The sequence below is a fragment of the Paenibacillus azoreducens genome (assembly GCF_021654775.1).
GTDB classification, from domain to species: Bacteria; Bacillota; Bacilli; order Paenibacillales; family Paenibacillaceae; genus Paenibacillus_AQ; species Paenibacillus_AQ azoreducens.
Window position 1 is genome coordinate 6,014,962 of record NZ_AP025343.1, and the last position, 24,266, is coordinate 6,039,227.

The 24,266-nt window shown below is 50.4% G+C and carries 21 protein-coding genes and 1 riboswitch; of the genes, 3 read left to right on the forward strand and 18 right to left on the reverse strand.

What is annotated here, in order from left to right:
* Window positions 1-225: 225 nt before the first annotated feature.
* Both L6442_RS26775 and L6442_RS26780 read right to left on the reverse strand, forming a co-directional pair.
* Window positions 226-1,764, reverse strand: coding sequence for a copper amine oxidase N-terminal domain-containing protein (locus L6442_RS26775; RefSeq protein WP_237100099.1), 1,539 nt, complete (start codon window positions 1,762-1,764; stop codon window positions 226-228).
* 262 nt (window positions 1,765-2,026) lie between these two features.
* Complete coding sequence (locus L6442_RS26780; protein WP_212978972.1) at window positions 2,027-2,536, reverse strand: GNAT family N-acetyltransferase; 510 nt, start codon at window positions 2,534-2,536, stop codon at window positions 2,027-2,029.
* A 183-nt stretch (window positions 2,537-2,719) separates the two neighbouring features.
* Here L6442_RS26780 and L6442_RS26785 point away from each other — a divergent pair, with 183 nt between their 5' ends.
* Together L6442_RS26785 and L6442_RS26790 are read left to right on the forward strand one after the other, a co-directional pair.
* Window positions 2,720-3,181 (forward strand): DUF2231 domain-containing protein, encoded by a 462-nt coding sequence (locus L6442_RS26785; protein WP_212978971.1) that lies wholly within the window; start codon window positions 2,720-2,722, stop codon window positions 3,179-3,181.
* 199 nt (window positions 3,182-3,380) lie between these two features.
* Window positions 3,381-4,472: a M24 family metallopeptidase gene (locus L6442_RS26790; protein ID WP_212978970.1), complete on the forward strand. Its 1,092-nt coding sequence runs from the start codon at window positions 3,381-3,383 to the stop codon at window positions 4,470-4,472.
* Window positions 4,473-4,806: 334 nt separating this feature from the next.
* On the opposite strand, the gene L6442_RS26795 is transcribed toward L6442_RS26790, so the two are convergent.
* From L6442_RS26795 to cobD, 14 genes are all read right to left on the reverse strand, one after another.
* Window positions 4,807-5,502, reverse strand: coding sequence for a queuosine precursor transporter (locus tag L6442_RS26795; protein WP_212978969.1), 696 nt, complete (start codon window positions 5,500-5,502; stop codon window positions 4,807-4,809).
* A 443-nt stretch (window positions 5,503-5,945) separates the two neighbouring features.
* Window positions 5,946-7,340 carry an L-cystine transporter gene (locus tag L6442_RS26800; protein WP_194234355.1) on the reverse strand — a complete coding sequence of 465 codons (1,395 nt, stop codon included), beginning with the start codon at window positions 7,338-7,340 and terminating at the stop codon, window positions 5,946-5,948.
* 1,373 nt (window positions 7,341-8,713) lie between these two features.
* A complete protein-coding gene (locus L6442_RS26805; protein WP_237100100.1) occupies window positions 8,714-10,300 on the reverse strand; it encodes a cobyric acid synthase in 1,587 nt (528 codons plus the stop codon).
* Window positions 10,301-10,320: 20 nt separating this feature from the next.
* Complete coding sequence (gene cobS, locus L6442_RS26810) at window positions 10,321-11,130, reverse strand: adenosylcobinamide-GDP ribazoletransferase (protein WP_194234354.1); 810 nt, start codon at window positions 11,128-11,130, stop codon at window positions 10,321-10,323.
* Window positions 11,127-11,684 carry a bifunctional adenosylcobinamide kinase/adenosylcobinamide-phosphate guanylyltransferase gene (gene cobU, locus L6442_RS26815; RefSeq protein WP_212978968.1) on the reverse strand — a complete coding sequence of 186 codons (558 nt, stop codon included), beginning with the start codon at window positions 11,682-11,684 and terminating at the stop codon, window positions 11,127-11,129. The genes cobS and cobU overlap by 4 nt, the downstream gene beginning before the upstream one ends.
* Window positions 11,681-12,754, reverse strand: a complete 1,074-nt coding sequence (gene cobT, locus L6442_RS26820; protein WP_212978967.1) for a nicotinate-nucleotide--dimethylbenzimidazole phosphoribosyltransferase — start codon at window positions 12,752-12,754, stop codon at window positions 11,681-11,683. Before cobT ends, cobU begins: the two co-directional genes overlap by 4 nt.
* Window positions 12,755-12,780: 26 nt before the next feature.
* Window positions 12,781-13,569, reverse strand: a complete 789-nt coding sequence (locus L6442_RS26825; RefSeq protein ID WP_212978966.1) for an ABC transporter ATP-binding protein — start codon at window positions 13,567-13,569, stop codon at window positions 12,781-12,783.
* Entirely contained in the window at window positions 13,566-14,612 is a 1,047-nt protein-coding gene (locus L6442_RS26830) for a FecCD family ABC transporter permease (protein ID WP_212978965.1), read from the reverse strand. Before L6442_RS26830 ends, L6442_RS26825 begins: the two co-directional genes overlap by 4 nt.
* Window positions 14,612-15,619, reverse strand: a complete 1,008-nt coding sequence (locus L6442_RS26835) for an ABC transporter substrate-binding protein (protein WP_212978964.1) — start codon at window positions 15,617-15,619, stop codon at window positions 14,612-14,614. Before L6442_RS26835 ends, L6442_RS26830 begins: the two co-directional genes overlap by 1 nt.
* A gap of 331 nt (window positions 15,620-15,950) precedes the next feature.
* Window positions 15,951-16,163, reverse strand: a riboswitch (cobalamin riboswitch).
* 257 nt (window positions 16,164-16,420) lie between these two features.
* Complete coding sequence (locus L6442_RS26840; protein ID WP_212978963.1) at window positions 16,421-16,591, reverse strand: hypothetical protein; 171 nt, start codon at window positions 16,589-16,591, stop codon at window positions 16,421-16,423.
* Window positions 16,592-17,789: 1,198 nt separating this feature from the next.
* A complete protein-coding gene (locus L6442_RS26845; protein ID WP_212978962.1) occupies window positions 17,790-18,422 on the reverse strand; it encodes a histidine phosphatase family protein in 633 nt (210 codons plus the stop codon).
* Window positions 18,413-19,378 carry an adenosylcobinamide-phosphate synthase CbiB gene (gene cbiB / locus L6442_RS26850; protein WP_212978988.1) on the reverse strand — a complete coding sequence of 322 codons (966 nt, stop codon included), beginning with the start codon at window positions 19,376-19,378 and terminating at the stop codon, window positions 18,413-18,415. The genes L6442_RS26845 and cbiB overlap by 10 nt, the downstream gene beginning before the upstream one ends.
* Window positions 19,375-20,097: an adenosylcobinamide amidohydrolase gene (locus tag L6442_RS26855; RefSeq protein WP_212978961.1), complete on the reverse strand. Its 723-nt coding sequence runs from the start codon at window positions 20,095-20,097 to the stop codon at window positions 19,375-19,377. The genes cbiB and L6442_RS26855 overlap by 4 nt, the downstream gene beginning before the upstream one ends.
* 74 nt (window positions 20,098-20,171) lie before the next feature.
* Entirely contained in the window at window positions 20,172-21,263 is a 1,092-nt protein-coding gene (gene cobD, locus L6442_RS26860) for a threonine-phosphate decarboxylase CobD (protein ID WP_212978960.1), read from the reverse strand.
* A 162-nt stretch (window positions 21,264-21,425) separates the two neighbouring features.
* On the opposite strand from cobD, the gene L6442_RS26865 reads away from it, so the two are divergent.
* Window positions 21,426-22,430, forward strand: a complete 1,005-nt coding sequence (locus tag L6442_RS26865) for a lipoate--protein ligase (RefSeq protein ID WP_212978959.1) — start codon at window positions 21,426-21,428, stop codon at window positions 22,428-22,430.
* A gap of 166 nt (window positions 22,431-22,596) precedes the next feature.
* Here the strand turns inward: L6442_RS26865 and L6442_RS26870 are convergent, their stop codons facing one another.
* Window positions 22,597-23,733, reverse strand: coding sequence for a hypothetical protein (locus tag L6442_RS26870; protein ID WP_212978958.1), 1,137 nt, complete (start codon window positions 23,731-23,733; stop codon window positions 22,597-22,599).
* A gap of 199 nt (window positions 23,734-23,932) precedes the next feature.
* Complete coding sequence (locus L6442_RS26875) at window positions 23,933-24,193, reverse strand: YqkE family protein (protein WP_194234342.1); 261 nt, start codon at window positions 24,191-24,193, stop codon at window positions 23,933-23,935.
* Window positions 24,194-24,266 lie beyond the last annotated feature (73 nt).

Sequence of the window (24,266 nt, forward strand, 5' to 3'; positions counted from 1 at the left end):
TCACCTACATGAAAAAGAAATAGACCACCCTGGTATTTCGATCATCATGTTCTTCCTGACAAATGTTGATACGCCTCTACAGATTGCGCTCTATTCAAGTATTCCTCACAATGTTAGATGTTACCGCTGAAAACCGCGCTCCTGGAGTGCAAAAAAAAGAGACGGTCTCTCAACCGTCTCCGATTCTTTCGGAAGCTTTTGTTTTCTTGAATTATGGTTATCTCATTAATTTCTTTCAATCGTCAAAACTAATTCCTTCGCGTCCCAATATCCTTCTGCGCCAAGGGCTTTGGTGATGAATTTCATCGGCACGTAGGCATATCCTTCGAAGCTTTGCACCGGTTGGCTAAGCGTTTGGGCCACGCCATCGATGGAAGCTTCCTTCGAGCCCATTTTCAGGACGATTTTGGAGCCGGTCAGGTCGTCGGTCAACGTCATTTGCTTAGTGGCTTTATCCCATTTCAGGTCCGCATCAAGTTGATCGGCCACGTATTTGACCGGTACCATAAGCGTGCCTTTGACAATGACCGGCTCATAACCCGCATCATACAAGATGGACGGGTCTTCATCGGAGTAGAGCGTGAACGATTTATGCGTAATCTTCAAATCATCTTTAAGCAAGCGGTACAGCTCGGACTGACGATCCACATGGCGCAGCATAGCACCCGGAGAGCCTTCGCCAGGAGTAACGTCCCAAACTCCCTTAGAGCTATCTACGTCATGAACGGTTACCGGCTCGTTGATTTTCCACATTTCCGTTTCGGAACGCACCTTCACCTGCTTGATCGGCAAGTCCTCGGTTGCCGGAAGCTGCACGGTCAGATCCATGATTTGCTTGCGGATCTTCAGCTTGCTGTCAAGCATCAAATCGAGGGAAAGCACGGTGTTTTTGCTCAAAATGTCTTTGAGCTCAGGCGAGTCCGCAAGCAGCTCTTTGACGTTTTTGTCATAGTCAGGCAGCAGCTCATTCAGCATGCTTGTCAGTTCTTTCACTGCTTCATTGATCTGTTTTTCCTTATCTGCTTTGGATAATGCATTTTTTCCATCCTCAGAAGTTCCGGCATAAGCGGCAAAAATCGGATAATACGTATCGTACAGGCGGCCGATTAACTCCTTCATGCCCTCCTGATCCTTCGACAAGCTTGTCAGGAAGCCTTTGGCCAGGTCCGCCAGCTCATCGCCGCGAATGTCGATATGCAGTTTTTGCAGAGACAGCGATTCCCCGTTCACAGTATCCGTTACAGGCGTTACGGAAATGGAGGAAGGATTCGGCGCGTGTTTCAGCAGGAATCCGAAAATATCCTTGTACGATTCCATAATCGTTTCATCCGTCATTTTCGTACCGGCAAAAGCCATATCCAGTTCTTGCATGTCAAGCGGAACGGACGCAGGCTGCGTCATCCCTTCCACAAACAGCTTCATCGTCTTCGGATCAATTGCCACGTGGAAAGGAAGCTTTTTGCCGCTAAACTGTACGGCCCCTTCCATGGACATATGCTTTGAATCCTGTAAAATAGCCTGATCAATCGTTACGGATAAAGAATTCAAAATTTCAATGGCCTTCCGGTCCTCTTCCTTTAGCTTACCATCTGCAGGGACCAGCTGCAGGGATAACGTTTGTTTGGACATCGAAGATTTGACATCTAGCGTGCCCAAGACCGCTTTGCTGACATCCACGCCGCCAATGGCTTGACAGCCTGCGAGCAGCACCAGGAGCAAGGACAGCACAGCGGCCAAACCCAATTTAAAACGCCTCATCATCATGTTCCTCCTTATGTATACTATTTTTATTTCTTGCGATAAATAGAGCAGAAATTATCCGCTTGCATATAGTATGCCAGTGCCTGGACACGCATGTAAACTTATTTTTTGTTTAATTCCCCCCTAATTCGGCGATTTGGCTGAAATAACGTGATTTTGCAAGGAAAAGCTCCTTTTTTTAAAAAATCGCACAAAAAAGCAGCCCCGAATCTACCTGCTGCAGATGCATTGGAGTTGCTTTTTCTTTATTCCTTTTTTAAAAATCTTACACTTCCACCTTTTTGCCGACAATCACCAGATCGCGTTCGATTCCATCCAGCTCAGCTACTCCCGGCAGGAAGCCCCATTCCTCAAAACCATACTTACGCAGTAATTTCAGACTTGGATCATTATGACCGAATATAAAACCGACCAGCCGTTTGAGGCCAAGGCGCGGACATGCCGCAAAAGCTTTTTCCAGCAAAATGCCTCCTACCCCCTGCCCGCGGCAGGCTTCCGACACATAAATGCTGATCTCAGCCGTCGCATTGTAGGCTGCCCGACCATAAAAAGATTGAAAGCTCAACCAGGCCACGATTTCACCCTTGGACCTCATAACCCACAGCGGGCGGTGATGGCTGTTATGCTCCCCGAACCATTGTTTGCGGCTTTCGACCGTTATCGGTTCCAGATCCGCAGTCACTTGTCTTCCGGCGACAGTCGAGTTGTAAATGGCAACAATCGCAGGCAGATCCTCCGGCTTCGCGTCTTCAATCGTATAGTTGTCCAGTTTCATGATGTTGCACTCCTCCTACGGTTATCCGCCATTGAATTTCTTCTATTTTATAGGAAGAATGTCCATTGTGCTATCCTGTGAGGATAATTTCCTTTCTGACCTGTTTTTTCAGCAAATTTTCATCTAACGGAATTATGATGTACTCGATAGCGAAAACATTTAATATAAGGAGGAAATATAAAAATGAACGCACCTCTACATCCTTTGATTGTACATTTTCCGATTGCACTCTTATCCCTTGCGGCAATATTCCAAATCCTTGCTCTTTGGCGCCCGCGTCTGTTCAATTTGCCGGCAAGCGGCCTTCTGGTACTGGGATTCATCAGCGGAATTTTTGCCTATTTAACCGGTGATGGCGGTGAACATTATGCGAAGAACGTATTTGGCGCAACGGAATCCATGATTCATAAGCATGAAGATATCGCTTTTTATGCACTTCTGGTCTTCGGAGTTTTGCTTGCTTTGAAAGTACTGATTGGGTTGCCGTGGATAAAAGGGCATTTTGCGAAAGCGATTCGCTGGATTATGCCGCTGCTGCCGGTCATTTCCTTAGCCGGGCTTGTACTCATTTATTATACTGGTCACTTTGGCGGACAGATCATATATCATGCCGGTACGGACGCGATTGGACAAACCTTGAAATAATGCAAACGAAAACAAGAAAATGAAACGAAAAATACGGGGGTTAGCCTCATGAGGCTGCTGCTGGCTTAAGATGATGCAAGACTAGCCAAAGTGCTTTCCCGGCTCTCTAGAAAACCGTTCAAGCCAAAGGAACATCGGTGTTATAATAGAAGAGCTGTAAATAGAACGAGAACCTTTAGTCTGGAAAGGAAGGTAGACTATGAGCCAACGTATTGACCAATTAATGTTGTCCATGATTGAAAAAGGCCTCGACGGCCTGCTGGTTACCGATCCCAAACATGTGTATTACTTGACCGGATTTGCAAGCGATCCGCATGAACGGTTTCTGGGTCTTCTGCTTGAACGCGGAGAGGAACCGGTCCTGATCACGCCTGCGCTGGACGCCGAAGCCGCCCATGCCGCATCCAGCGTGCAAAATATCGTCACCCACAGTGATACGGACAATCCTTACCAAGTGCTCAAGCAGCAGTTTAAAGGCAGCATCGGCACCCTGGGCATCGAAAAGGAACAGCTCACCGTGGCGCGTTATGAAGAACTGACCGCCGTCGTTTCCGCCAAACAGTACAGCGATATCGGCCCGCTGCTGCGCAGCATGCGAGTCAATAAATCGCCGGAAGAAGTCAAACGCATGCAGCATGCGATCCATCTGATCGAAGAAGTGCTGCGTCAAGGACTCAAAAGCGTAAAAGCAGGCGTTACCGAAATCGAAATCGTCGCCGAGCTAGAATATCTGATGAAAAAACTCGGTGCGGAAGGCCCTTCTTTTGATACGATGGTGCTGTCTGGACCGAAAACCGCGCTGCCGCACGGAGCGCCGGGAGACCGCAAAATCCAGCATGGAGACCTGCTGATGTTTGACATGGGCGTTTATGCAAATGGTTATGCATCCGATATTACCCGCACCTTTGCTGTGGGAGAGATCTCCTCTGAGTTAAAATCGATCTACAACGCGGTATTGGAAGCGAACCTGCAGGGCATTCAGGCGATCAAGCCAGGTGTTACCCTTGCTTCGGTCGACCAAGCGGCTCGCAATGCGATCGAAAAAGCCGGCTACGGCCCATATTTCCTGCATCGCCTGGGACATGGTCTCGGCATCGACGTACATGAATACCCTTCTGTGCATGGCAACAACAGCGATCTGGTGCAGTCTGGCATGATTTTTACCGTTGAGCCTGGTGTTTATGTGGCCGGACTTGGCGGCGTACGGATCGAAGACGATATTTTCGTCACGGACAACGGCGTTGAGGTACTGACCTCCTACCCTAAAGAGTTGATTACGCTCGAAGTGTAAGCAGCGGTAGAATACAGCATTTTGATGTATATACAAAAAACCGGATGCCCTATCTCCGTATGGGATACTGCTTCCGGTTTTTATTTAACCATATAGTCAAAATTAATTGGCTCAATCTCATAAATAGTACTTTATAAAACGAAAGTAGCGGAGGGGACGGAATCGATCTGAAGAAGCGATAGCGGTCGCCTTTGTCTCCGAATTTATACCTTCATGAAGATAAGATAAAAGAAATTTGGAGACAACAGCGATCGGAAGAACGATCCGTAACCGTAGCGGTCAACTCGTGAGATGTCAGTAACTAATTTCAATATTTAGCTAATAAATTGAGACGTCAATCCTCTTCCGCAAACTTGAAGTCGCGCGCAATGTACAAAAACGGCGTCCCCACGGCGGTCAGCACGAATTTGATCAGATACGTCGTCAGGAACACTTCCAGCCAAATCGTCCAGGTAAAACCTTCTCTGCCCGCAAACGCGATCACACAAAAAACGAGCGTATCCACAAACGAGCTGATCATCGTACTGCCGTTGTTGCGGATCCAAAACTGATGGCGTTTGCCGTAAAATTTACGGATCCATGAATACAGCCGTACGTCCAGGAACTGGCTCACAAAATAAGCCGTCAAACTCCCCAGCGCAAGCCGCGGCATCAGGCCGAAAATACTCTGCAAAGCCTTCTGCATTTCATCCTCTTTGCCGCCGAGCGGCGTGAAATACAAAGCCATCTGCATCAGCACGGTTGTCATAATAAGGGTGAAGAAACCGAACCAAACCGCTTTTTTCGCTTCTTGTCTGCCGTATTTCTCATTCAGCAGATCGCTTGTCATATACAAGCTGACATACATCGTATTGCCAAGCGTCATGGCGATGCCGAACATCTCGATGGTTTTGGTCACTTGAATGTTGGCAATCACGGTTGCTACCCCGATCCAGGCATACAAGCCTTTTTTGCCGAACAAACGGTAACAAAGCAAATAAAGTGAAAAATTGACGAGTACGAAAAAGATACCCCATAACAAATTAAACATATGATGCTGCCTCCTAGTTTTGATTACGCGGGATGGTTGCGAACCGCGGTTTTTGAGAGGTTTCGCCGCTCAAAAACATGTTCTAATGTAACATAAATCTGCGGCCCGTGGCTACGTTTTTTTGCTCGGCGGTATATATTCCTAGTTATTGCAAGGAGAATCGAAAAGAAAAGCTTCTATTCGAAGCCCTTTCCACGATGATTGATGCTGCTTAAGATAAAGCTTTTCTTGCGAGTAGAGAGTCTTCAGCTTCCGCTGAAAACTTATACTTTCTTTGCTCTAAAATAACCCCACAAAGTGGAGCCTATGCTTCGATGCTTATTCCAAATACTTTGCGGGGACCCCCAAAAAAACTTATAAATTCTATACTGCTAAAAAAAGCCCCGGCATCCGCCGAGGCTCGAAACTTCATCGATATAAAACGCTGTACACCCTTTTCCTATTTATACTTGAACCGCGTTATCCAACTCTATGTCATTTTTAAAAACGTCATGGTCGTTTTCCTTCAAAATTTTGCTGGACACAAGCCCGGCAACCATCGAGTCGTTTACGTTCAGCGCCGTCCGGCCCATATCGATCAGCGGTTCAACCGAGATCAGGAGACCGGCCAAAGCTACCGGCAAGTTCATCGTGGACAGCACGATCAGGGAAGCGAAAGTCGCCCCGCCGCCGACGCCGGCCACGCCAAAGGAACTGATGACAACAATCAGGATCAGCTTCACGATAAAGCTCCAGCTAAGCGGGTCGATCCCTACCGTAGGCGCGATCATGCAGGCAAGCATGGCCGGATAAATACCGGCGCAGCCGTTTTGTCCGATCGTTGCCCCAAAGGTTGCGGACAAGTTGGCAATTCCTTCGGATACGCCCAGCTTCTTCGTTTGCGTCTCCACATTCAGCGGAATCGTAGCCGCACTTGAACGGGAAGTGAAAGCAAAGGTCAGCGTCGGGAGTACCTTCCGCAAATATTGAACCGGATTAAATCCGAACAGAGCCACAATAATCAGGTGAATGATGAACATCACAATCAGAGCGACGTACGATGCACCCACGAATTTGATCAGCTTCAAAATCTCGTCGACATTGGTTGTCGCTACCGTTTTCGTAATCAAGGCGAGAATGCCGTATGGCGTCAGCCTCAATACGAGAGTAACAATCCTCAACACGACAGCGTATACGGCCTCAACCATTTTCCGGAAGGTTGCGGCTTGCTCCGGCTTTTTGCGGTCAATGCCCAGCACGGCCACGCCGATAAATGCGGAGAAAATAACGACCGCCAGCGTGGAGGAACGGCGCGCGCCCGTCATATCGGCAAACGGATTGGTCGGCACGAATTCCAGGATTTGCTGCGGAATGGTTTTATCCTGCACATCCCCGAGTTTTTGCTCCAGCTTTTGCCCCTGCTGCATTTCCCGGTCGCCTGCTTTGATGTCAATAGCTTTCAGGTCAAAACTGAGGCTGGTTGCAATACTGACAGCCGCAGCGATGGCTACGGTAATCAGCAGCACCCCGATAATCGAACCGCTCATTTTCCCAAGGTTTTGTCTGCCTTTCAGGTTCATGATCGCCGAAATAATCGAGACCATGATCAGCGGAATAACCACCATCTGCAGCAGGCCTACGTACCCGTAACCCGCCAGGTTGAACCAGTCCGTGGACTTGGCAATAACATTGGAGTCAACACCGAAAATCAACTGCAAAATAACGCCGAATACAATGCCGAGTCCCAAGCCGGTAAACACGCGTTTCGTGAACGATACATGCTTCTTCTGCATCCACAGCAGCAGGCCGATCAGAGCCAGCATGACGATCACATTGACAATTACCCATAGTGTATCCATCTTCTTTTGCACCCCTTTATTTATTGTTTAAGGCCTGCCTGCAGCCATCCGCGTGTCGCCCGTTTCCCGAATGTCTGCATAGCCTTTTGATGATCCATGAGGATTTGGCCGAATGTACAAACTGCGCAGCTGCCCACTTACACCCCCGGCAAATAAAAAATAAGTCCCATCCAATGCGGTCATGAAGTATGGTCAAGCTTATGTTGGCCAGTCAGTACATCGTAGTGTTTTCTTATATTAGCATAATTCATAGTATTTGGATAGGATTTATTTTTTGGATATTTTGGGAATGATAATATTGATTTTGTGCCCCATTTGTATCATGATGTGCATCCTCAAACCAGTACCCTGCAGCTGCATTTACTGCAATTCCCGTTCGCAGGGACTGCATACTTCCAATCCGCACCCTTAAACCAGTACCCTGCCTGCATCCTTCAACCACATTTTTTAGTCACGCTGCCAAACAGCATCTCCCATCCGTAACTCCCCATCTGCATCAACAATCAATGATCTATTAACTTGTGACCCATAAATGTCCTTAAGCCTGAACTCCCATTGAGTTAACAAAACTTAAATATGCTATATAAGTTGAACCAATGATTTGCACGGATGTAGGCAGCCGGGTGAAATGTTCTTTCGATCGCTGCCCGCTCCCAGATTTCTTTGATTTATACTAAATTCATGGTTGAAATCCGATCACAAAGCATATGCTTCCGAAGCAGCTTTTTTTCAAAAAGCTTTTAGCTTCTCCGTAAATCTTTCTCCTAGGTTCAATATTCTAAAATGGTTCTCCATTAGAATGTTGAACCCTCTTGCCTATTCCTTATGCTTTTCTTTAGTTCAACTTATATAACGAAACTAGGTATCGCTATTTAAGCAAAATAAGGCTTCTCCATTTTCTAACGAAACCAGGTATCGCTATCGACTAAATTAGGCGCTGTTGAAGCACTTTTCCGCCCGAATAACGCTCCTGAGTTTCGTTACATTTTATTTGTCCCCGTTTTTGCGACAATAGCGTTTCCCAGTTTCGTTAGCGCTATGTCCGGTACTGCAATTCCCGTTCGCAGGGACTGCATACTTCCAATCCGCACCCTTAAACCAGCATCGCACAGTCTGTATCCTACAATCCGCATCCTAAAACCAGCATCCTACAGTCTGCATCCTTCAACTGCACTCTGCTCAAACCACCCTTTTGTCAGCCAGCGCAACCTTCGGATCATAATCATGATCACTCGTCCAACGGGTGGTTTGGTCTTTTTTGTTTCGTGCGTTTCACTCACTCAACTGGCTTAAGCCCTTAAAACAAAGAAAGCCATCCCATTTGGATGACTTCCATGTCAAGTTTCGCCTTATCTCTATGAAAATATAACCGTTTAACCGATGCCCATCAGCTTGTAAACTACATCCATCCGCAGATGCTGCCGGACCGTTTCAGCTACCCGGTCGAACTCTCTTTCCTTCAGTTCCTTGACCGAAAAGGCAGCCTCTGCCCGCTCAAGACCTTTCGCTTCCCGGATTCCGTTCAGCCATTGCCCTCGGAATTCATCGTTATGGAAAATCCCGTGCAGATACGTCCCCCAGACATGGCCATCCGTTAAGCCGCAGCCTTCGGTCTTTAGCTCTGCGCCGGCTTCCGCAACCTCAAACAGCGGGCAGGCCGCCGCCTTCGGCTCGTCAAGCAAGGTAGTGCTTCCCATATGTATTTCGTACCCCTCCACCGGGACAGGATTGCTGTTATCCCAACCCCCAGGCAGGATCGGGCAATCCCTAAGAAGCTGGCCGCGGACGCGAACCGTTCGTTTCTCCTCGGCAAAAATCGTTGCAAGCGGCAGGTAGCCTAGACCTTCCATCTCCTGCGCATGCGGATTTTCCAAACCGTGAGGATCGGAAAGCTTTTGGCCAAGCATCTGGTAGCCGCCGCAAATGCCGACCAGCTGAGCTCCGCTAGCATGCATGGCCTCCGCAATCGCCGTCTCGAAGCCTTCGCTGCGGATATAAGCCAAATCCCCAAGCGTATTTTTGGTTCCCGGCAAAATTATCACATCCGGTTTTCCCAATTCGGCCGATTTGCTGACGAACCGCACGTTAACCCCGGGCTCCTCCCGCAGCGGATCTACATCCGTGAAATTGGAAATGCGCGGACTGCGAATGACGGCAATATCAATGTCTGAAGCATCATCTCGCTGCTGCTTTTGAGGCAAGTTTTCCAAAACAACGGAGTCCTCCGCTTCCAAACGGATATCCTCGATATACGGCAGCACGCCCAATACGGGAATGCCCGTCCGCTCCTCAAGCCAGTCCAAGCCCGGCTGCAGCAGCGACAAATCGCCGCGAAACTTATTGATGATAAATCCCTTCACCCGCTTACGTTCGTGCGGCTCCAGCAGTTCCAAAGTACCCACCAGAAAAGCAAAGACGCCGCCGCGGTCAATATCCGCCACCAAAATCACGGGCGCATCCGCCCAGCCGGCCAAATTCATGTTGACGATGTCCCGGTCCTTCAGATTAATCTCGGCGGGGCTGCCCGCTCCTTCCATCACGACGATGTCATATGCAGAGCGCAAGCGGCCGAGCGCTTCCATGACCGTCGCTTTTGCGGTCGGCAGGTAATCTCGGCGGTACGACGCAGCGCTCATATTCGCCAAAGGGCGCCCATGAACGACGATCTGCGCATGCATATCATGCGTAGGTTTGATCAGGATCGGATTCATATCCGTCGTCGCTTCAATCCCGCAGGCTTCCGCCTGCATGCCTTGAGCTCTTCCAATCTCCTTGCCGTCTGCCGTGACATAGGAGTTCAGCGCCATGTTTTGCGATTTAAAAGGAGCCGTCCGGTAACCATCCTGCATGAATATCCGGCACAGCGCGGCGGTAACGACGCTTTTTCCGACATCCGAAGCCGTTCCCTGCAGCATCAGCACCGCCGCGTTTCCGGCGTCCTTGTTTTCATGTTTGCTCATGTTGACTGTCGCCCCTTTCGTTACAGACGATACTCTATAATCACAAGTACGAGCAGCAATACCGTTTCGATTCCCTCATTCAGCGCGCCATAAGTATCGCCCGTCAAACCGCCCAGCTTGGCCGTCATCCGCCGCGCCGCCCAGGTTCCAACCGCCCAGGCCGCAACCGGAAGCAGCAGCCATGACAAACCGGCCTGCAGCAGCGTAAAATTTCCGATTCCAAGCAGCGGGAACAAAACAGCCGCAGCTGCGGTAAGGACAGCAGCTCCAGGCACCGCCGCAAGACTATGGCGCTTCTCCATGCCGTTGAAATTCTTTCCGGCCAGCCCTTCCTTGCCCCGCGCCATCGGCCAAGACGCCATGGCATGAACCATAAACCAGCGGCCCCAGACCGGCGGCAGCAAAATCAGCAAAGGCGGCCAGCCTCCGCTTAGCAAGGAATAAATGAGCGAAACCTTAAGCAATAGCAACAGCACGCAGGCGATGACACCCATCGCGCCGACGCGGCTGTCCTTCATAATCTCCAGCATTTTCTCGCGTGATCTATAGCTGAGCAGACCGTCGGCGGTATCCATCCATCCGTCCAGATGCAGTCCGCCCGTTAAAGCCACCCACAGCGCAAGCACCAGCACCGCTGCCGGCAGCGGCGGCAGCAAATACGATGCAGCGGCGGCGGCGCACCAAACCGTTAGGCCAATAGCCGCCCCGACAAACGAATAAAAGCGCGTGCTCTGCCGAAACAGCTCCGGTGTATAATCCAGCTGCGCGCGGACGGGAAACCGCGAGAGAAATTGAAAAGCCGCTGCCAGCGCCTGAACTCTCCGATTCATAACCGGTACTCCCTGCTCTTCAGTTCAATCGGAATGCCCACGGTCACGAGAAACACCTGTCCGCACACGCGGGCCACCGACTGATTCAATATTCCCGCATAATCCCGGAACAATCTGCCCAGCGGGTATTCGGGCACGATGCCGTCTCCAACCTCGTTGGTTACAAGCACAAGCGCACCGGGATATTCTTTCACTTCCGCCACTAGTTCGTCGATCGCGGCCCGGATGCTTTGCTCCATATCTTCCTGTTCTTCTGCTGCCAAGATGACATTGCTGAGCCACAAGGTCAGACAATCGACCAGTACGGCAGGCGCTTCAGCTTCGGAACGCAAAGAGCGGAGCAGTTCCGAAAGGCCTACCGGCTCCTCGACCGTCCGCCAGGTGAAATCCGCATGATCCCGCTGATGTTTATGCAGCGCAATCCGGTCCTTCATTTCCTGATCAAAGGCCTGCGCTGTCGCCACGTATACCGCCTGATCCGTGTTCGCCATGATCCACCGCTCGGCAAAGGAGCTTTTCCCGCTTCTTGCGCCCCCCGTCACCAGAATGCTCATGGCTGCGCAGGCTCCCCGCTGCCGGAAATGCCCGCGCTTTCGAACGTTGCCATTTCGCTGACGATTCGGCAGGCCGCATCGACCAGTGTCAATGCCAGAACGCCGCCGGTGCCTTCGCCGATCCGCATGTCCAAATCGAGACCCGGACGCAGATCCAGCGCCTGCAGCAGCATGCGATGTCCCTGTTCATGAGAAGCATGGGAAGCTACCATGAATTCGGCTGATTCCGGAGCAATAGCCCGCGCCAGCAAGGCCGCCGCGCTCGAAATAAACCCGTCGATGACAACCGGACAACGGTTGGCTGCCGCACCCAGGATAACGCCGGTCAGGCCGCCGATTTCAAGTCCCCCGACTTTCGCAAGCACGTCGATCGGATCAGACACATCCGGACGATTCAGCTTCAGCGCCTTTTCAATGACGCTGATTTTATGCTTCAGCCGCTCATCATCAAGCCCGGTGCCGCGCCCTGTCGCAACCCGAGGTTCCGTGTGGGTCATCGCGCACATGACTGCCGCGCTAGGAGTCGTATTCCCGATTCCCATCTCTCCGGTCACAAAAATGTTTACTCCGCGCTGCACGGCCTCTTCTACCAGTCGTATACCTGTTTCGATGGACATTTCGGCTTCTTCGCGCGTCATAGCCGGTCCCTTTGCCATATTGGCCGTACCAAAGCGGATTTTGCGGGAAATCAGCTCCGGATGGGAAATATCGCTGTTTACGCCGATATCTACACATACCACCTGCGCATCGGCCTGCCGGGCCAATACGTTTACCGCTGCTCCGCCCGACAAGAAGTTATAGATCATCTGCGGCGTGACTTCCTGCGGAAAAGCGCTGACTCCTTCTGCGCATACCCCATGGTCGGCAGCCATAATAATGACTTCGCGTTTTTCAAAGGAAGGTTTGATCTTGCCCGTGATACCCGCGAGCTGCACGGCCAGCGCTTCCAGTTTGCCGAGCGCGCCCGGCGGAACCGTTAAATTGCCGATATGTGCCTTCGCCGCTTGCGCCGCCTCGCCGTCAAGACCTGTAATTCGTTTCACATACTGCTCCAAAAATGATGAACTCATGATGATCCCTCCATGTTATTTTCTTGTTAGTTGGTTTGATCCCGGCTGGATAAGAGCACCTGCGGCACGCCGCTTCCGGGATGCGCGACCACGACTGGTTCAACCTCGTATACGGAGCGGATCCGCTCCTCGGTCAGCATTTCTCCCGGCGTCCCCATGCCAACCGCCTTCCCGTCATGCAGCACAAGCAGCTTATCGCAATACAACGCTGCCAGATTGAGATCATGCAGCACGGCGATCACCGTAATTCCCGTTTCCTTCCGCCACTTTGCCACCAGTTCCATAAATTGCTGCTGGTAGTGGATATCCAGAAAAGTGGTTGGCTCATCCAGCAGCAAAATTTGCGGCTCTTGAGCCATCACCTGCCCGAGTGCCACCCGTTGCCGTTGACCGCCGCTCAGCTCATCCAATGGCCGTTCCGCCAACTCATGCAGCTTCAGCTTATCCATAATCCCGTCGATAAACGAATCCACGTCCGCCCTGGAATCATGGCCAAGCCAGTCCAGGTAAGGATAACGTCCCATCTCCAGCACTTCCCTTACGGGATAATGAACCGGAGCGATGCCTTCCTGCTGCAACACGCCCATCATCCGCGACAGTTCCTTGCGGCCGTAGCTGGCAATGCTGCGGCCGCAGAGGTTGATTTCGCCCATACTCATCCGTTCCACGCCCGACAACAGGCGCATCAATGTCGACTTGCCGCTTCCGTTCGGTCCGATGATTCCCCACCATTCGCCTTCGGCAATGTTCCAATCCAGACCATGCAGGGCGGTAAAATCTCCGAAACGCTTTCCGGCGCCTTTGATCTCGATCATGAGCTTAACCCCTTTCGCTGCTTCTTGCTGCGGTACAGCAAGTAGCCAAAAAACGGCGCGCCCACAAACGCGGTCACCACGCCGAGCGGAATTTCCGTCGGAGCCAACACGGAGCGGGCCAGCGTATCTGCCCATACCATAAATATGCCGCCGCCAATCGCGGACAGCGGAATGATATAACGGTAGTCGGGCCCAACGATCAATCTAATCACATGCGGAATGACCAACCCCACAAAACCGATCACTCCGGCCATCGAAACGGCCGCTGCAGTCAATAACGTGCTGACAAGCAACACCATCATCTTCAGTCTTTCCACGTTGACGCCCAAATGAGCGGCCTGCCGCTCTCCGAACGACAACATATTAAGCGAACGCGACCTGCTCCAGATCAGCAGGAAGCCAATCAGAAAATAAGGCAAAAGGATGGCCGAATACGACCATCCACGCAGGCTCAAACTGCCCATTGTCCAATATAAAATTTCATTGACGGTCCGCTTGGACATCGCAGTCAAAAAGGAAACAACCGCCCCCAGAAAGGATTGCATCACCACGCCCGACAGGATCAGGCTGTTTGTTGGAATTTTGCCTTTTTCTCGAGCAAGAAGGATGACACCCCACAACGTCAGCGAGCCGGTGACAAAAGCCACCGCAGGCAGCGTCCAGACCCCGATTACGGAATACTGCAATCCAAAAAAAATCAGGATCGACGCTCCCACCGCCGAACCGGAGGATACGCCCAGCGTAAACGGATCGGCCAGCGGATTCCGCAGCACTCCCTGAAAACCGGAACCGGCCACAGCCAGCGCCGCTCCTACCAGCATGCCAAGGATGACGCGCGGCAGCCGAACTTTCAGGATGATTTGCTCAAAAGACGGATCCCAGGTTGGCTGAATCCCATCCCCGATCCAAGGCAGCCGATGAAGCAGGATCAATGCGATATCCTTCACCGGCAGCGCGACCGAACCAATCCCCAGACAGATCAGCAGGGTCAACACCAGCAGCACGATGCCAATCCCTCCGTAACCTGCCAGTTTTTTGCTCATTATTTAAACAACTCCGGATAAATCGCTTTGGCAACCTCTTGCAGACCTTGAGTCACACGCGGGCCCGGACGGCTGATCAAATTGTCGTCAAGCCCGATGACGGTTCCGTTTTTAACGGCATTGATCTTGTCCCAACCACTGCGGCCTTTGATAATATCTCCCAGGCTTTTTTTCGTTTTTTCGTCCACGAAGCTCTTCGTATAGAGAATGACGTCAGGATTATCTTTGATGACTCTTTCCTCGCTGATCTCGCTAAAGTTCTCCAGGTCCGCAGCCACGTTAATGCCCCCTGCCAGCGTAATCAATTCATCCATAAACGTGCCTTTTCCGGCTGTCCAGCCCGGCGAGAACTCGATATACACTTTTTTCTTCTGATCTGCGCTCAAGGATTTGACGGCTTCTACAACCTTGTCTCTTTCCTCTTTCATCTGATCCACGACTTTTTGGGCTTCGGCCTGATGGTCCGTGATTTGCCCGTAGGTTTCGATGTTTTTCATCACGTCATCCACCGTTTTCGGATCGGTTTTGAAAATAGGAATTTGGAGTTCGCGCAGCTTCTTCACCGCTTCCTCGCTCATCGAAATCCCGGTGAACACCACATCCGGCTGGGCCGCGATCATCGCTTCCTCATTCGGTTTCATGATTCCGCCCATTTTGGGTTTGGACTTCGCCGCTTCCGGATAATCGTCATAATCGGATACACCGACGATTTCATCTCCGAGTCCGATCGCAAACAGCGCTTCGGTTTCCGCAGGAGACACCGATACGATTTTTTTCGGCGCTTCCTTGAATGTAAAGGATTCCCCTGTCGCATCCTTCAACGTCAGCGGATAAGTTGTTTTCAGTTGATCTTGTTGATCGGTTTGCTTCTGCTGGGACTCTTGCTTGGCAGGTTCCTGTGGCGCAGCCTGATCTTTAGTGTTATTGCCGCAAGCGGCTAGCGAAAACGCGAGCAGCAGAGCCGCAATACCGGTGGACCAAATTTTGGCGGTGTGTTTCAACTTCATGTACATTCTCTCCTCCATTGGGTTCATGCTTAGACACAAAAGAGGCCTGGCGATACAATTTTCATGAATACGACTTGATGGTTTGACGGCACGCACCATGAAAAACAAGCCTGCTCTTTGAAAAAGGCTCATTTCAAAAAACATGATGCGAATTCCTCGGACAATACTTGCTCCGGCATTCAAAAAAACCCTGGCTCTTGGAAAGAACCAGGGATTACGTCGCTCTCAAACTTTCACGGCAAAAGCCGTGCGTTAAGGTCTGCGCCTTCAGCCATGGTCTCATGGACCATCCGCTGAAGGGGCAACAACGTAAATCCTTTCCTCGAAGGACCGTCATTATTCTCATGAGGCAGGTCTCCTGACTTACAGGCTTGGCAGTATCACCCCGGCCTTCCCATTCCCCTTTTTGCGGGAACAGTGGCATGTTTGGGGTATACCTGTTACAGTGGCGGGACCGTGCCGGATTTCCACCGGCTTCCCTGTTTCCCCCGGAATAACAAAGCGGCGGCAGCCGCCCCCCGGGACCTCATCAGCTATCATTTATTCATTTTTCGTTTCCAGGCAATGCATCTCTCGTATTTGATTATAGGGTAAGTCCGTTAACGTTACAATTGCATTTCTCACATTCGACCCTTTATGTTGATACCATATGATGTCTAATTCAGTTATACGTTTAATCCATCAGATGTTTGATCCCAGTCAGATATTTAATCCAGTCAGACGTTTGATCCAGTCAGATATTTTATCCAGTCAGATGTTTTATCCAGTCAGATATTTTATCCAGTCAGATGTTTTATCCAGTCAGATGTTTGACCCGTCAGATATATTAATCCCAGACACCAAATCCGGCAGAAGCTTAGTATCCGTCAGAAACCGTTCGCCGTCAACGACACGCATCCTCAAATGTTCGTCATTGTGCCGAAACGTCGAACCTTCATCCAGCAAATTTTTATGTTCACTTACTAACTTCATTCCGTTATCCGCTTAATCCCGTCGTTTCAAGAAGGCGAATCCCGTACTTTTGCATATACCAATGATTGAACCGATGAAGGCAGCCAGGTTGATTTCCTCTCTAACGAAACGTGATATCGCTATTTGCAGCAAAAAGGGCTCTTTGAATTTTTAACGAAACTGGATATCGCTATTAAGCTAAAAAGTGCCGCCTAAGCCCGGTTTTAACCCAAATAACGATCTGTGCTTTCGTTAGATTTAGCTACCTCCTGTTTTCGAGGCAATAGCGCTCTGTAGTTTCGTTAGAGTCACTTTAGGCGAACAAAGCGTACCCCTTCGAGGCAGCTTTTTTTAACAAACTTTCCGGCTTCGTTAGAAATTATTTCTCCAAGGTCTAATAATCTAAATTTTGTTATATTAGTCGAACCAATGATTGTACCGATGAAGGCAGCCAGGTTGATTTCCTCTCTAACGAAACGTGATATCGCTATTTGCAGCAAAAAGGGCTCTTTGAATTTTTAACGAAACTGGGTATCGCTATTAAGCTAAAAAGTGCCGCCTAAGCCCGGTTTTATCCCAAATAACGATCCGTAGTTTCGTTAGATTTAACTACCTCCTGTTTTCGAGGCTATAACGATTTGAAGTTTCGTTGCTATGTCCGTTAAATCAATCTTTATAGCAGCTATTCCCATTAAAGGTGAGCTGGTTCACCCTTTGCGCCTATGACAGACTTCTTAACGGACACCACGGACGCTATTTGCCTAAAAACAGCCATTTTCAAATTTTAACGGTCACCACGGCGCTTATTTTGCTTAAAACCGTCTCCAGCAGGGGCTTTTTCACTAAATAGGTGCATCTGTGTCCGTTAGATTTCATAAAGACTAAAATTCCCCTCAATAGCAGCCACTGTGTCCGTTAGAAATTACAAAGGTTGAAAATTCACCTCTATTGCAACTAATGTCCCCGCTAAAATTGAAATCAATCACAATAGCTAGAGGCACTTTTGGCGAACAAAGCATCCCTCTTCGAGGCAGCTTTTTCAACAAACTTTCCGGCTTCGTTCTTTCGTTAGAGATACTCTTGGAGAACAAAGCATACCTTTCGAGGCATCCTTTTTTTCAAAAACCCCAGCTCCGTAAAAAACCCCAGGTGCAATAATCTAAAAAAATCTTCTTTAGCTTATTGCACCTACCTATTCCTTTATTCTTGCTTAGTCAACTTAAATATAGCGAAGATTTCGTCCTCGCCAGTCAGCGTTATCTCCCTTTAGTTCCATGGTCAAAACAAGCAGATTTCCCGGCTCGACCCGGGTATCCCAAAAAGCTTGGTCCGGGACAAGCGTATATACGATCTGCCGGATCACGCCTCCATGGGCAACCACAAGCGCCGTTGCGGGCCTCTCGGGATCTAGCGTTTGCTTTTGCTTCTCCGCCTGCAGCATATTCTGCAGAAACTCATCCACTCTTCGTTCAAAAGCACCCCAGGACTCCCCCTGCTGAGGAGCAGCACCCTGCGGATCATTTAACCATTCCCGGTATAGCGGCACATCTTTGAGTTGTTCGTAGGTATGCCCCTCCCAGTCCCCAAAGTCCATCTCGCGCAATCGCTGATCATAAACGGCTTCCATCACGAGATCGGAACGAACTTCTTTCAAGCTTTCCCGGCACCGTGCAAGATCGCTGCAGTACACGCTGCTGAAGCTCATCTTCTTTAATTTGCCGCAGGCGGAAACCAGCTCACTTCTCCCTAGCGAACTGAGACCAAGATCCGTATGCCCCAGGTAACGCTTTTGCTCATTCCATAGGGTGGATCCATGCCGCATAAGCACAAGTTCAATGCTTTTCATATCCATAAGGTACCTCTCGACCCCCAAACCACAAGTACGGCAAATACGACAAACAAAACGGAAACGGTCAGCAGCAGCCGGTTGGTCAGCAAAATATCATGGGCTTCCATCGGTCTCGTCGCATCGCCCATATATGCTCTGAAGGAAGTGACGCCATGGTATACGTTTGTGCCGCCAAGCCGGATGCCTAGCGCTCCTGCAACCGCCGACTCGGGAAAGCCGCTGTTCGGGCTTGGATGTTTTTTGGCATCGCGCTGTATCATGCGGAAAGCATTTCGGCAATCCAGCTGCAGTATCCACGCGGACAACGTAAGCAGAAGACCGGTCAGCCGGGCAGGAATCCAGTTGGCGAGATCGTCAAACCGGGCCGAGGCCCAGCCCAGATCCTTATACTTCTCATTTTTATAACCGACCATGGAGTCCAAGGTGTTCACCGCGCGATAGGCCATGGCGAGCGGGGCTCCGCCGATCAATGCATACAGCAACGGGGAGATGACTGCATCCACGATATTTTCGGCTACGGTTTCCACCGTTCCCCGGACGATTTCCGGCTCGTCCAAATGCGAAGTTTCGCGTCCGACGATCATGCTGAGGCTGGTCCGTGCAGCCGGCAAATCGCCTTTTTGCAGATGGTGGTATATTTCAAGCCCGGCGTCCTTGAGTCCTTTTACGGCAATCGTCGTTGCAATCAGCACCGCCTCCGCTGCCCAGGCGAGCCATGGATGAATCAAGGCAAGGAGCTGCAACGCCGCCCAGGTGATCGCAAACGAACCTCCCACAATCAACACGGGCAGCAGCACCCCGGCTTTTTTCAAATTTTCGGGACGAAAGCTGCGGCGAATCCACGCCTCCGTGCCTTTGATCGCCTTGCCCATCCCGATGACCGGATGCGGAATCCAGCGCGGGTCGCCGATCAGCAAATCCAGAATAAACGCGGCCGCCAGAATCGCAATGGCCGTTATTTCCGTTCCGCCCATGCCGTCTGAAGCGCCTCCTTCACCGCGCCGTATACTGTCCGCCCGATCATGCCACCCAAATGGGTAGCCGTTCCCGAATAGACAAGCTCCACTGGAGATGCTGCGCTTTGGCTTACGCCCAGAATGATCGCGTCCGAGGTCGTGCCGGTTGCTACCAGACCGTTTTCCGCATCCCGCACATCGAGTTCGGCAAGCGCGGCGGCTTTGGCCTCAACGGCTGTCATGACAGCGTTCACCATCGCTGCCTGCGATAACTTCGCATCAATCATCAGCATGATGTTGACGGTTCCGGGACGGTATGACGGAAATGTCGTCCGTTCCGATCCCGCTCTTGCGGCATTGGAGGTCCCTGCGGTTACGCAGCAAAAAACGGCTGCTTCCTCGTTTTTCTCTTCCTGTACCGATGCATGCTGCAGCTGCACTGCGGTCAGCAGACCCGCTGTCGTATCGATCGGATATCTCCATTCCCGCAGCCAGTCGATCACATCCCGCACCGGATCGGAGCAGTCATAAAAACGGTCCACATAAATGTTGGCGATTCTCCGAAGCCTGGCCATTCCGCCGCCGTGAACGGCGCTTCCCATCGCTTCGATCACCGTCGGCAGCTGCAGCAGCAGATGCCGATCCCCTTTTTTCAGCACAAGGCCCGGCCATACTTCAGAAGCATATTCCGTGTTGTTTCCGTCCAAAAATGGTGTAGTCATTACATTTCCCCCTCTATCTATTCGCAAAACGCTCTAACGTCAACTTTTTCCCGCATCGGTATGAACGCAGCCTGTTATGGATTTTCCAAAACATCGAGCACCTCTGCCATCGTTTTCAGCAGCTGCTGGTTGGCATCCTGCGCTTTGACCGCAACGCGCACATATTCCTCCCCGAGTCCAGGGTACATCGCGCAGCTGCGGATCAGCACGCCCCGGCGGCCCATTTCGGTCTGCATCTTTTCTGCCGTCCAGGGCGCAGGGAGTCCGACGAGCAGAAAATTGGCTTCGCCTTCGCTGACCTTGCAGCCAAGTTTACGGAGCCCGGATATAAGAAAAGCCCTTTGCTCTGCAATCAACTTAATTGTTTCGCGCTCATAATCCTCCCCGCTGTTCAAGCATGCTTCCCCTGCCAGAAGCGCCAGCCCGTTAACGCTCCATGTTACTTGCTTGCTTGTCATCGCCTGCACCACATCAGGATGCGCAGCGGCATATCCCAGCCTTAATCCGGGAATGGCGTAAAATTTCGTCATGGACCGGACCAGAATCGTATGCGGATATCGTTCCAGCTCCGACTGCAGCGTCTGTCTGTCCTCCTCCGGAATAAAATCGATAAAAGCCTCATCCACAACCAAATAAGTACCGCAGCGCTCGGCTTCGCCCGCCAAACGTCGCATCGTCTCCAAATCATATTGAATCCCGTTCGGGTTATTGGGTTGCCCGATAAACAGAAGGTCCACATCCTGCAAAAGCCCTTCAATCTCGGCAGCCTCAGCCCTCCATCCGTTCGCCTGCGTACCGTACACGGACCGGACATGCGCGCCGAACTGCTCCGACAGCTGTCTGTACTCCGAAAAACAAGGTTCCACAATCCCTACCTGATCCGGATGCAGCCCGAGCAATATTAAAGCCATACATTCCGCTGCCCCGTTGCCAATGCAAAGCTGATCAGAACGAATCCCGAGTTTGGAACCAAGCAGCTCCTTCAGCCCCCGGTGACCCGGATCCGGGTATCGAATGATGGAAGGCAATGCGTTTTTAAGCTGCTCCATGACACTGGAAGGAGGGCCCAGCGGATTGATATTGGCGCTGAAATCCAGAAACTCGCTCCGGCCGTAAATTTCGGCTGCGCTTTCCAAATCCCCGCCATGTCCGAATCTCTCTAGCATCCATTTTCCCCCTTCTGTCTGTTTGAACATGATTGAGTCCATTATTGCGCCATCTTTTCAGCCCCGTCAATGCAATTTCTTTTTTGTTTCTTACAAACGAATGGTTTACAATAGAATAGTTAGGCAACCATTACATAGGTCTTTAAACGGAGGAATCAAGCCATGCTGTTTATTGATAATCAGGGCATTACAGATCCGGCCATCAACCTGGCCATCGAAGAATTTACGCTGAAGCATCTGCCGATGGAAGAAGACAGTTATCTGCTGTTTTACATCAACCGGCCATCCATTATTATCGGCAAACATCAGAACACCATAGAGGAAATCAATCAGGAGTACGTAAAAGAAAATAACATCCAGGTCGTGCGCCGTCTGTCCGGCGGCGGCGCGGTTTATCATGATCTTGGCAACCTCAATTTCAGCTTCATTACCAAAGACGACGGCCAGTCTTTCCATAATTTCCTGAAGTTTACCCAGCCGGTCATCGATGCGCTGCGCGGCATGGGCGTTCATGCCGAGCTGAGCGGACGCAATGATCTGCAGGTCGGAGAGCAGAAGATTTCCGGCAACGCCCAATTCTCAACGCGGGGACGCATGTTCAGCCATGGCACGCTCATGTTCAACTTGAATCTTGATGATGTGCAGGCTTCTCTGAATGTTAACCCGGAAAAATTCAAATCCAAAAGCACCAAATCCGTCCGCAGCCGGGTCGCAAACATCAAAGATCTGATGGAAGGCGACATGACGATTGAACATTTCCGCTCCGAACTGCTGCGCGCCATCTTCAACATGGAACCTAAAGACGTGCCGCAATACCATCTGACCGAAGCCGACTGGGCAAAAATCCATGAAATCTCCAAGGAGCGCTACCAAAATTGGGAATGGAACTACGGGCAATCGCCTGAATCCAACGTGAAGCATACGAAGCGTTTCCCTGTAGGCATCATCGATATCCGGATGGACATCAAGGATGCCCGCATTCAAAATATTAAAATCTACGGCGACTTCTTCGGCGTAGGCGACGTAGCCGATATTGAGGACAAGCTGCGCGGCAAACGTTACGAGGAATCCGAGGTTCGCGAAGCTTTGACCGAAGTCGATATCAAGCATTACTTCGGCAATATCGAGCTGGATGATTTTATCGGACTTGTCTTTTTGGAGGAATAGGCGTTTATCTTCTATATCTAACAACGGCGAAATGGAGGCCATGGTTATGGTCTCTTTTTTTGCTGCGGCACAAAACAAAAAAAAAAAAAAAAATGAAGCGTGAACACGGGTTCCGCTTCATTTTTTGAATTTCATCGGACCATCCATCATTGGCTGGATCCCGCACTTATTCTATAACCAAAACACGGCGGTAGAAGTAGAAGCCATTTGCCAGATCTTCGTCTTCGAGCGCCATGTCGGTTCGTGGTTCCCGCCAATACGTCGATAGCGGCAGCATCGTATAAAATAGCGGTTCGCCCCCGCATAGCGCAGCCCCGCCATCCCCTCCTTTTACCTGACAAGGCGCGTTCACCATTTCGTATTTATATGGGTCATAGGCAATGGATAATCCGAACATATTCGGTTTTTCCAAAATGTTTTCCTCTGACATATAGGCGTAGCGCCAATCCTCATCGAAGCGGTTGCCGAAGGGAAAAAGCATCCGAAGACCCGCTCCGCATAGATATTCCCATTGATCTTCTGTCGGCAATGTAAATCCTTCCGCGTAAAGCTGCCGAATAAGATCTTTATCTGTTGAATGCTTATGGATATAGACGTCGTAAAGGTCGGGGTCTTCTTCCGTACGCTCGAAGCGGCAGCGCCCTGAATAATCTATTGTTGCCGCCTCTGTATCAAACGTAAACAAATAATCCTTCACATGATCGAGATCATCAGGCGGCACTTGATGCTCGTTTGTCCGGCGATTAACCTGACCCAGGTGGACAAGACCTACCTCATTCAATTCACGCTCTATGATCATAGGCTGTAGATCGACAATTCGGACAGGAGAAGTGTTTTCTTCGATATACTTTTCCAGCCCGCTAAAGCTATAGAAAGCTTTCATCTCATCATTAGGCTCTGCTGGGGGATAATGTTCCAACTCCGTGACTCTTTCCTCGAAATAAGATAAATTCACGTCGTCCTTCGCGTCTGCAGCCAGCGCAAGTTGTTTTTTCCACCAGTTTAACGGATTAAGCACCGATTCGAAGCTGAACGCGATAATCTCCAAAGCGCTCTCTTCCAATCCTTCGATGCCGCTGTCCCACCCAAGCACCGCTTGCTTGCGTCCGGGAACAAAGACGAAACTGCGTCCCGCATAATTCAGCACTGCCGTCTCGGTTGTGATGCCGTTTAGCGAAAATGTCTCCATCCCGGAGAAAACGAACGGTAATGCCACATCCACCAGCAGCGATTCGATTATTTCTTTCTTCCGTTCTGTCGATAGTGCAGCCCACTCGTCAGCGTAAAGCTCGGCATTTCTCATTTGGCTCCTCCTTATCCATAGGGAGTTTCGCTTTAATATGCTTCCAGGCCACCAGTCTTCACTTCATCTGCTTCGTGGCGGAGGCTGCTCAAACATCTAAAATCGGAATCCGATTTAATTCAGGCTGATTTAGACCCATGTAAGAACAAAGCGTCTCCCACGTTAAAACAACGATTAGAGGCGCTTTTTTTATCTTTGTTTACTTGTATTTTTTCCAATCCATGCTGCTGTTCTCCAGCAGATATTCAAAATCGTTGTCGCGGCGTTTTTGCTCCGCTTTACGGGCTGCTTCCGCTTTTTTCAATTCCTCTTCCTTATGTTTCTGCTGCTCGGCTTTCAGTTCCTCGGACTGCTGCTTCAGTTTGTTCAGCACATCGCTGCTTAGAAGATCCTTCAGGGTTGCCGGCTTATCTGCCGTCTGCGGTTTTACGGCCGCGTCCGGTCTTTTTTTCTTGGCCATATCGAATCAACTCCGTTTCCCCCACATTATAACAGGTTTTCCCTTATGCGTCAGGTGCCCTTAGGGCATATTT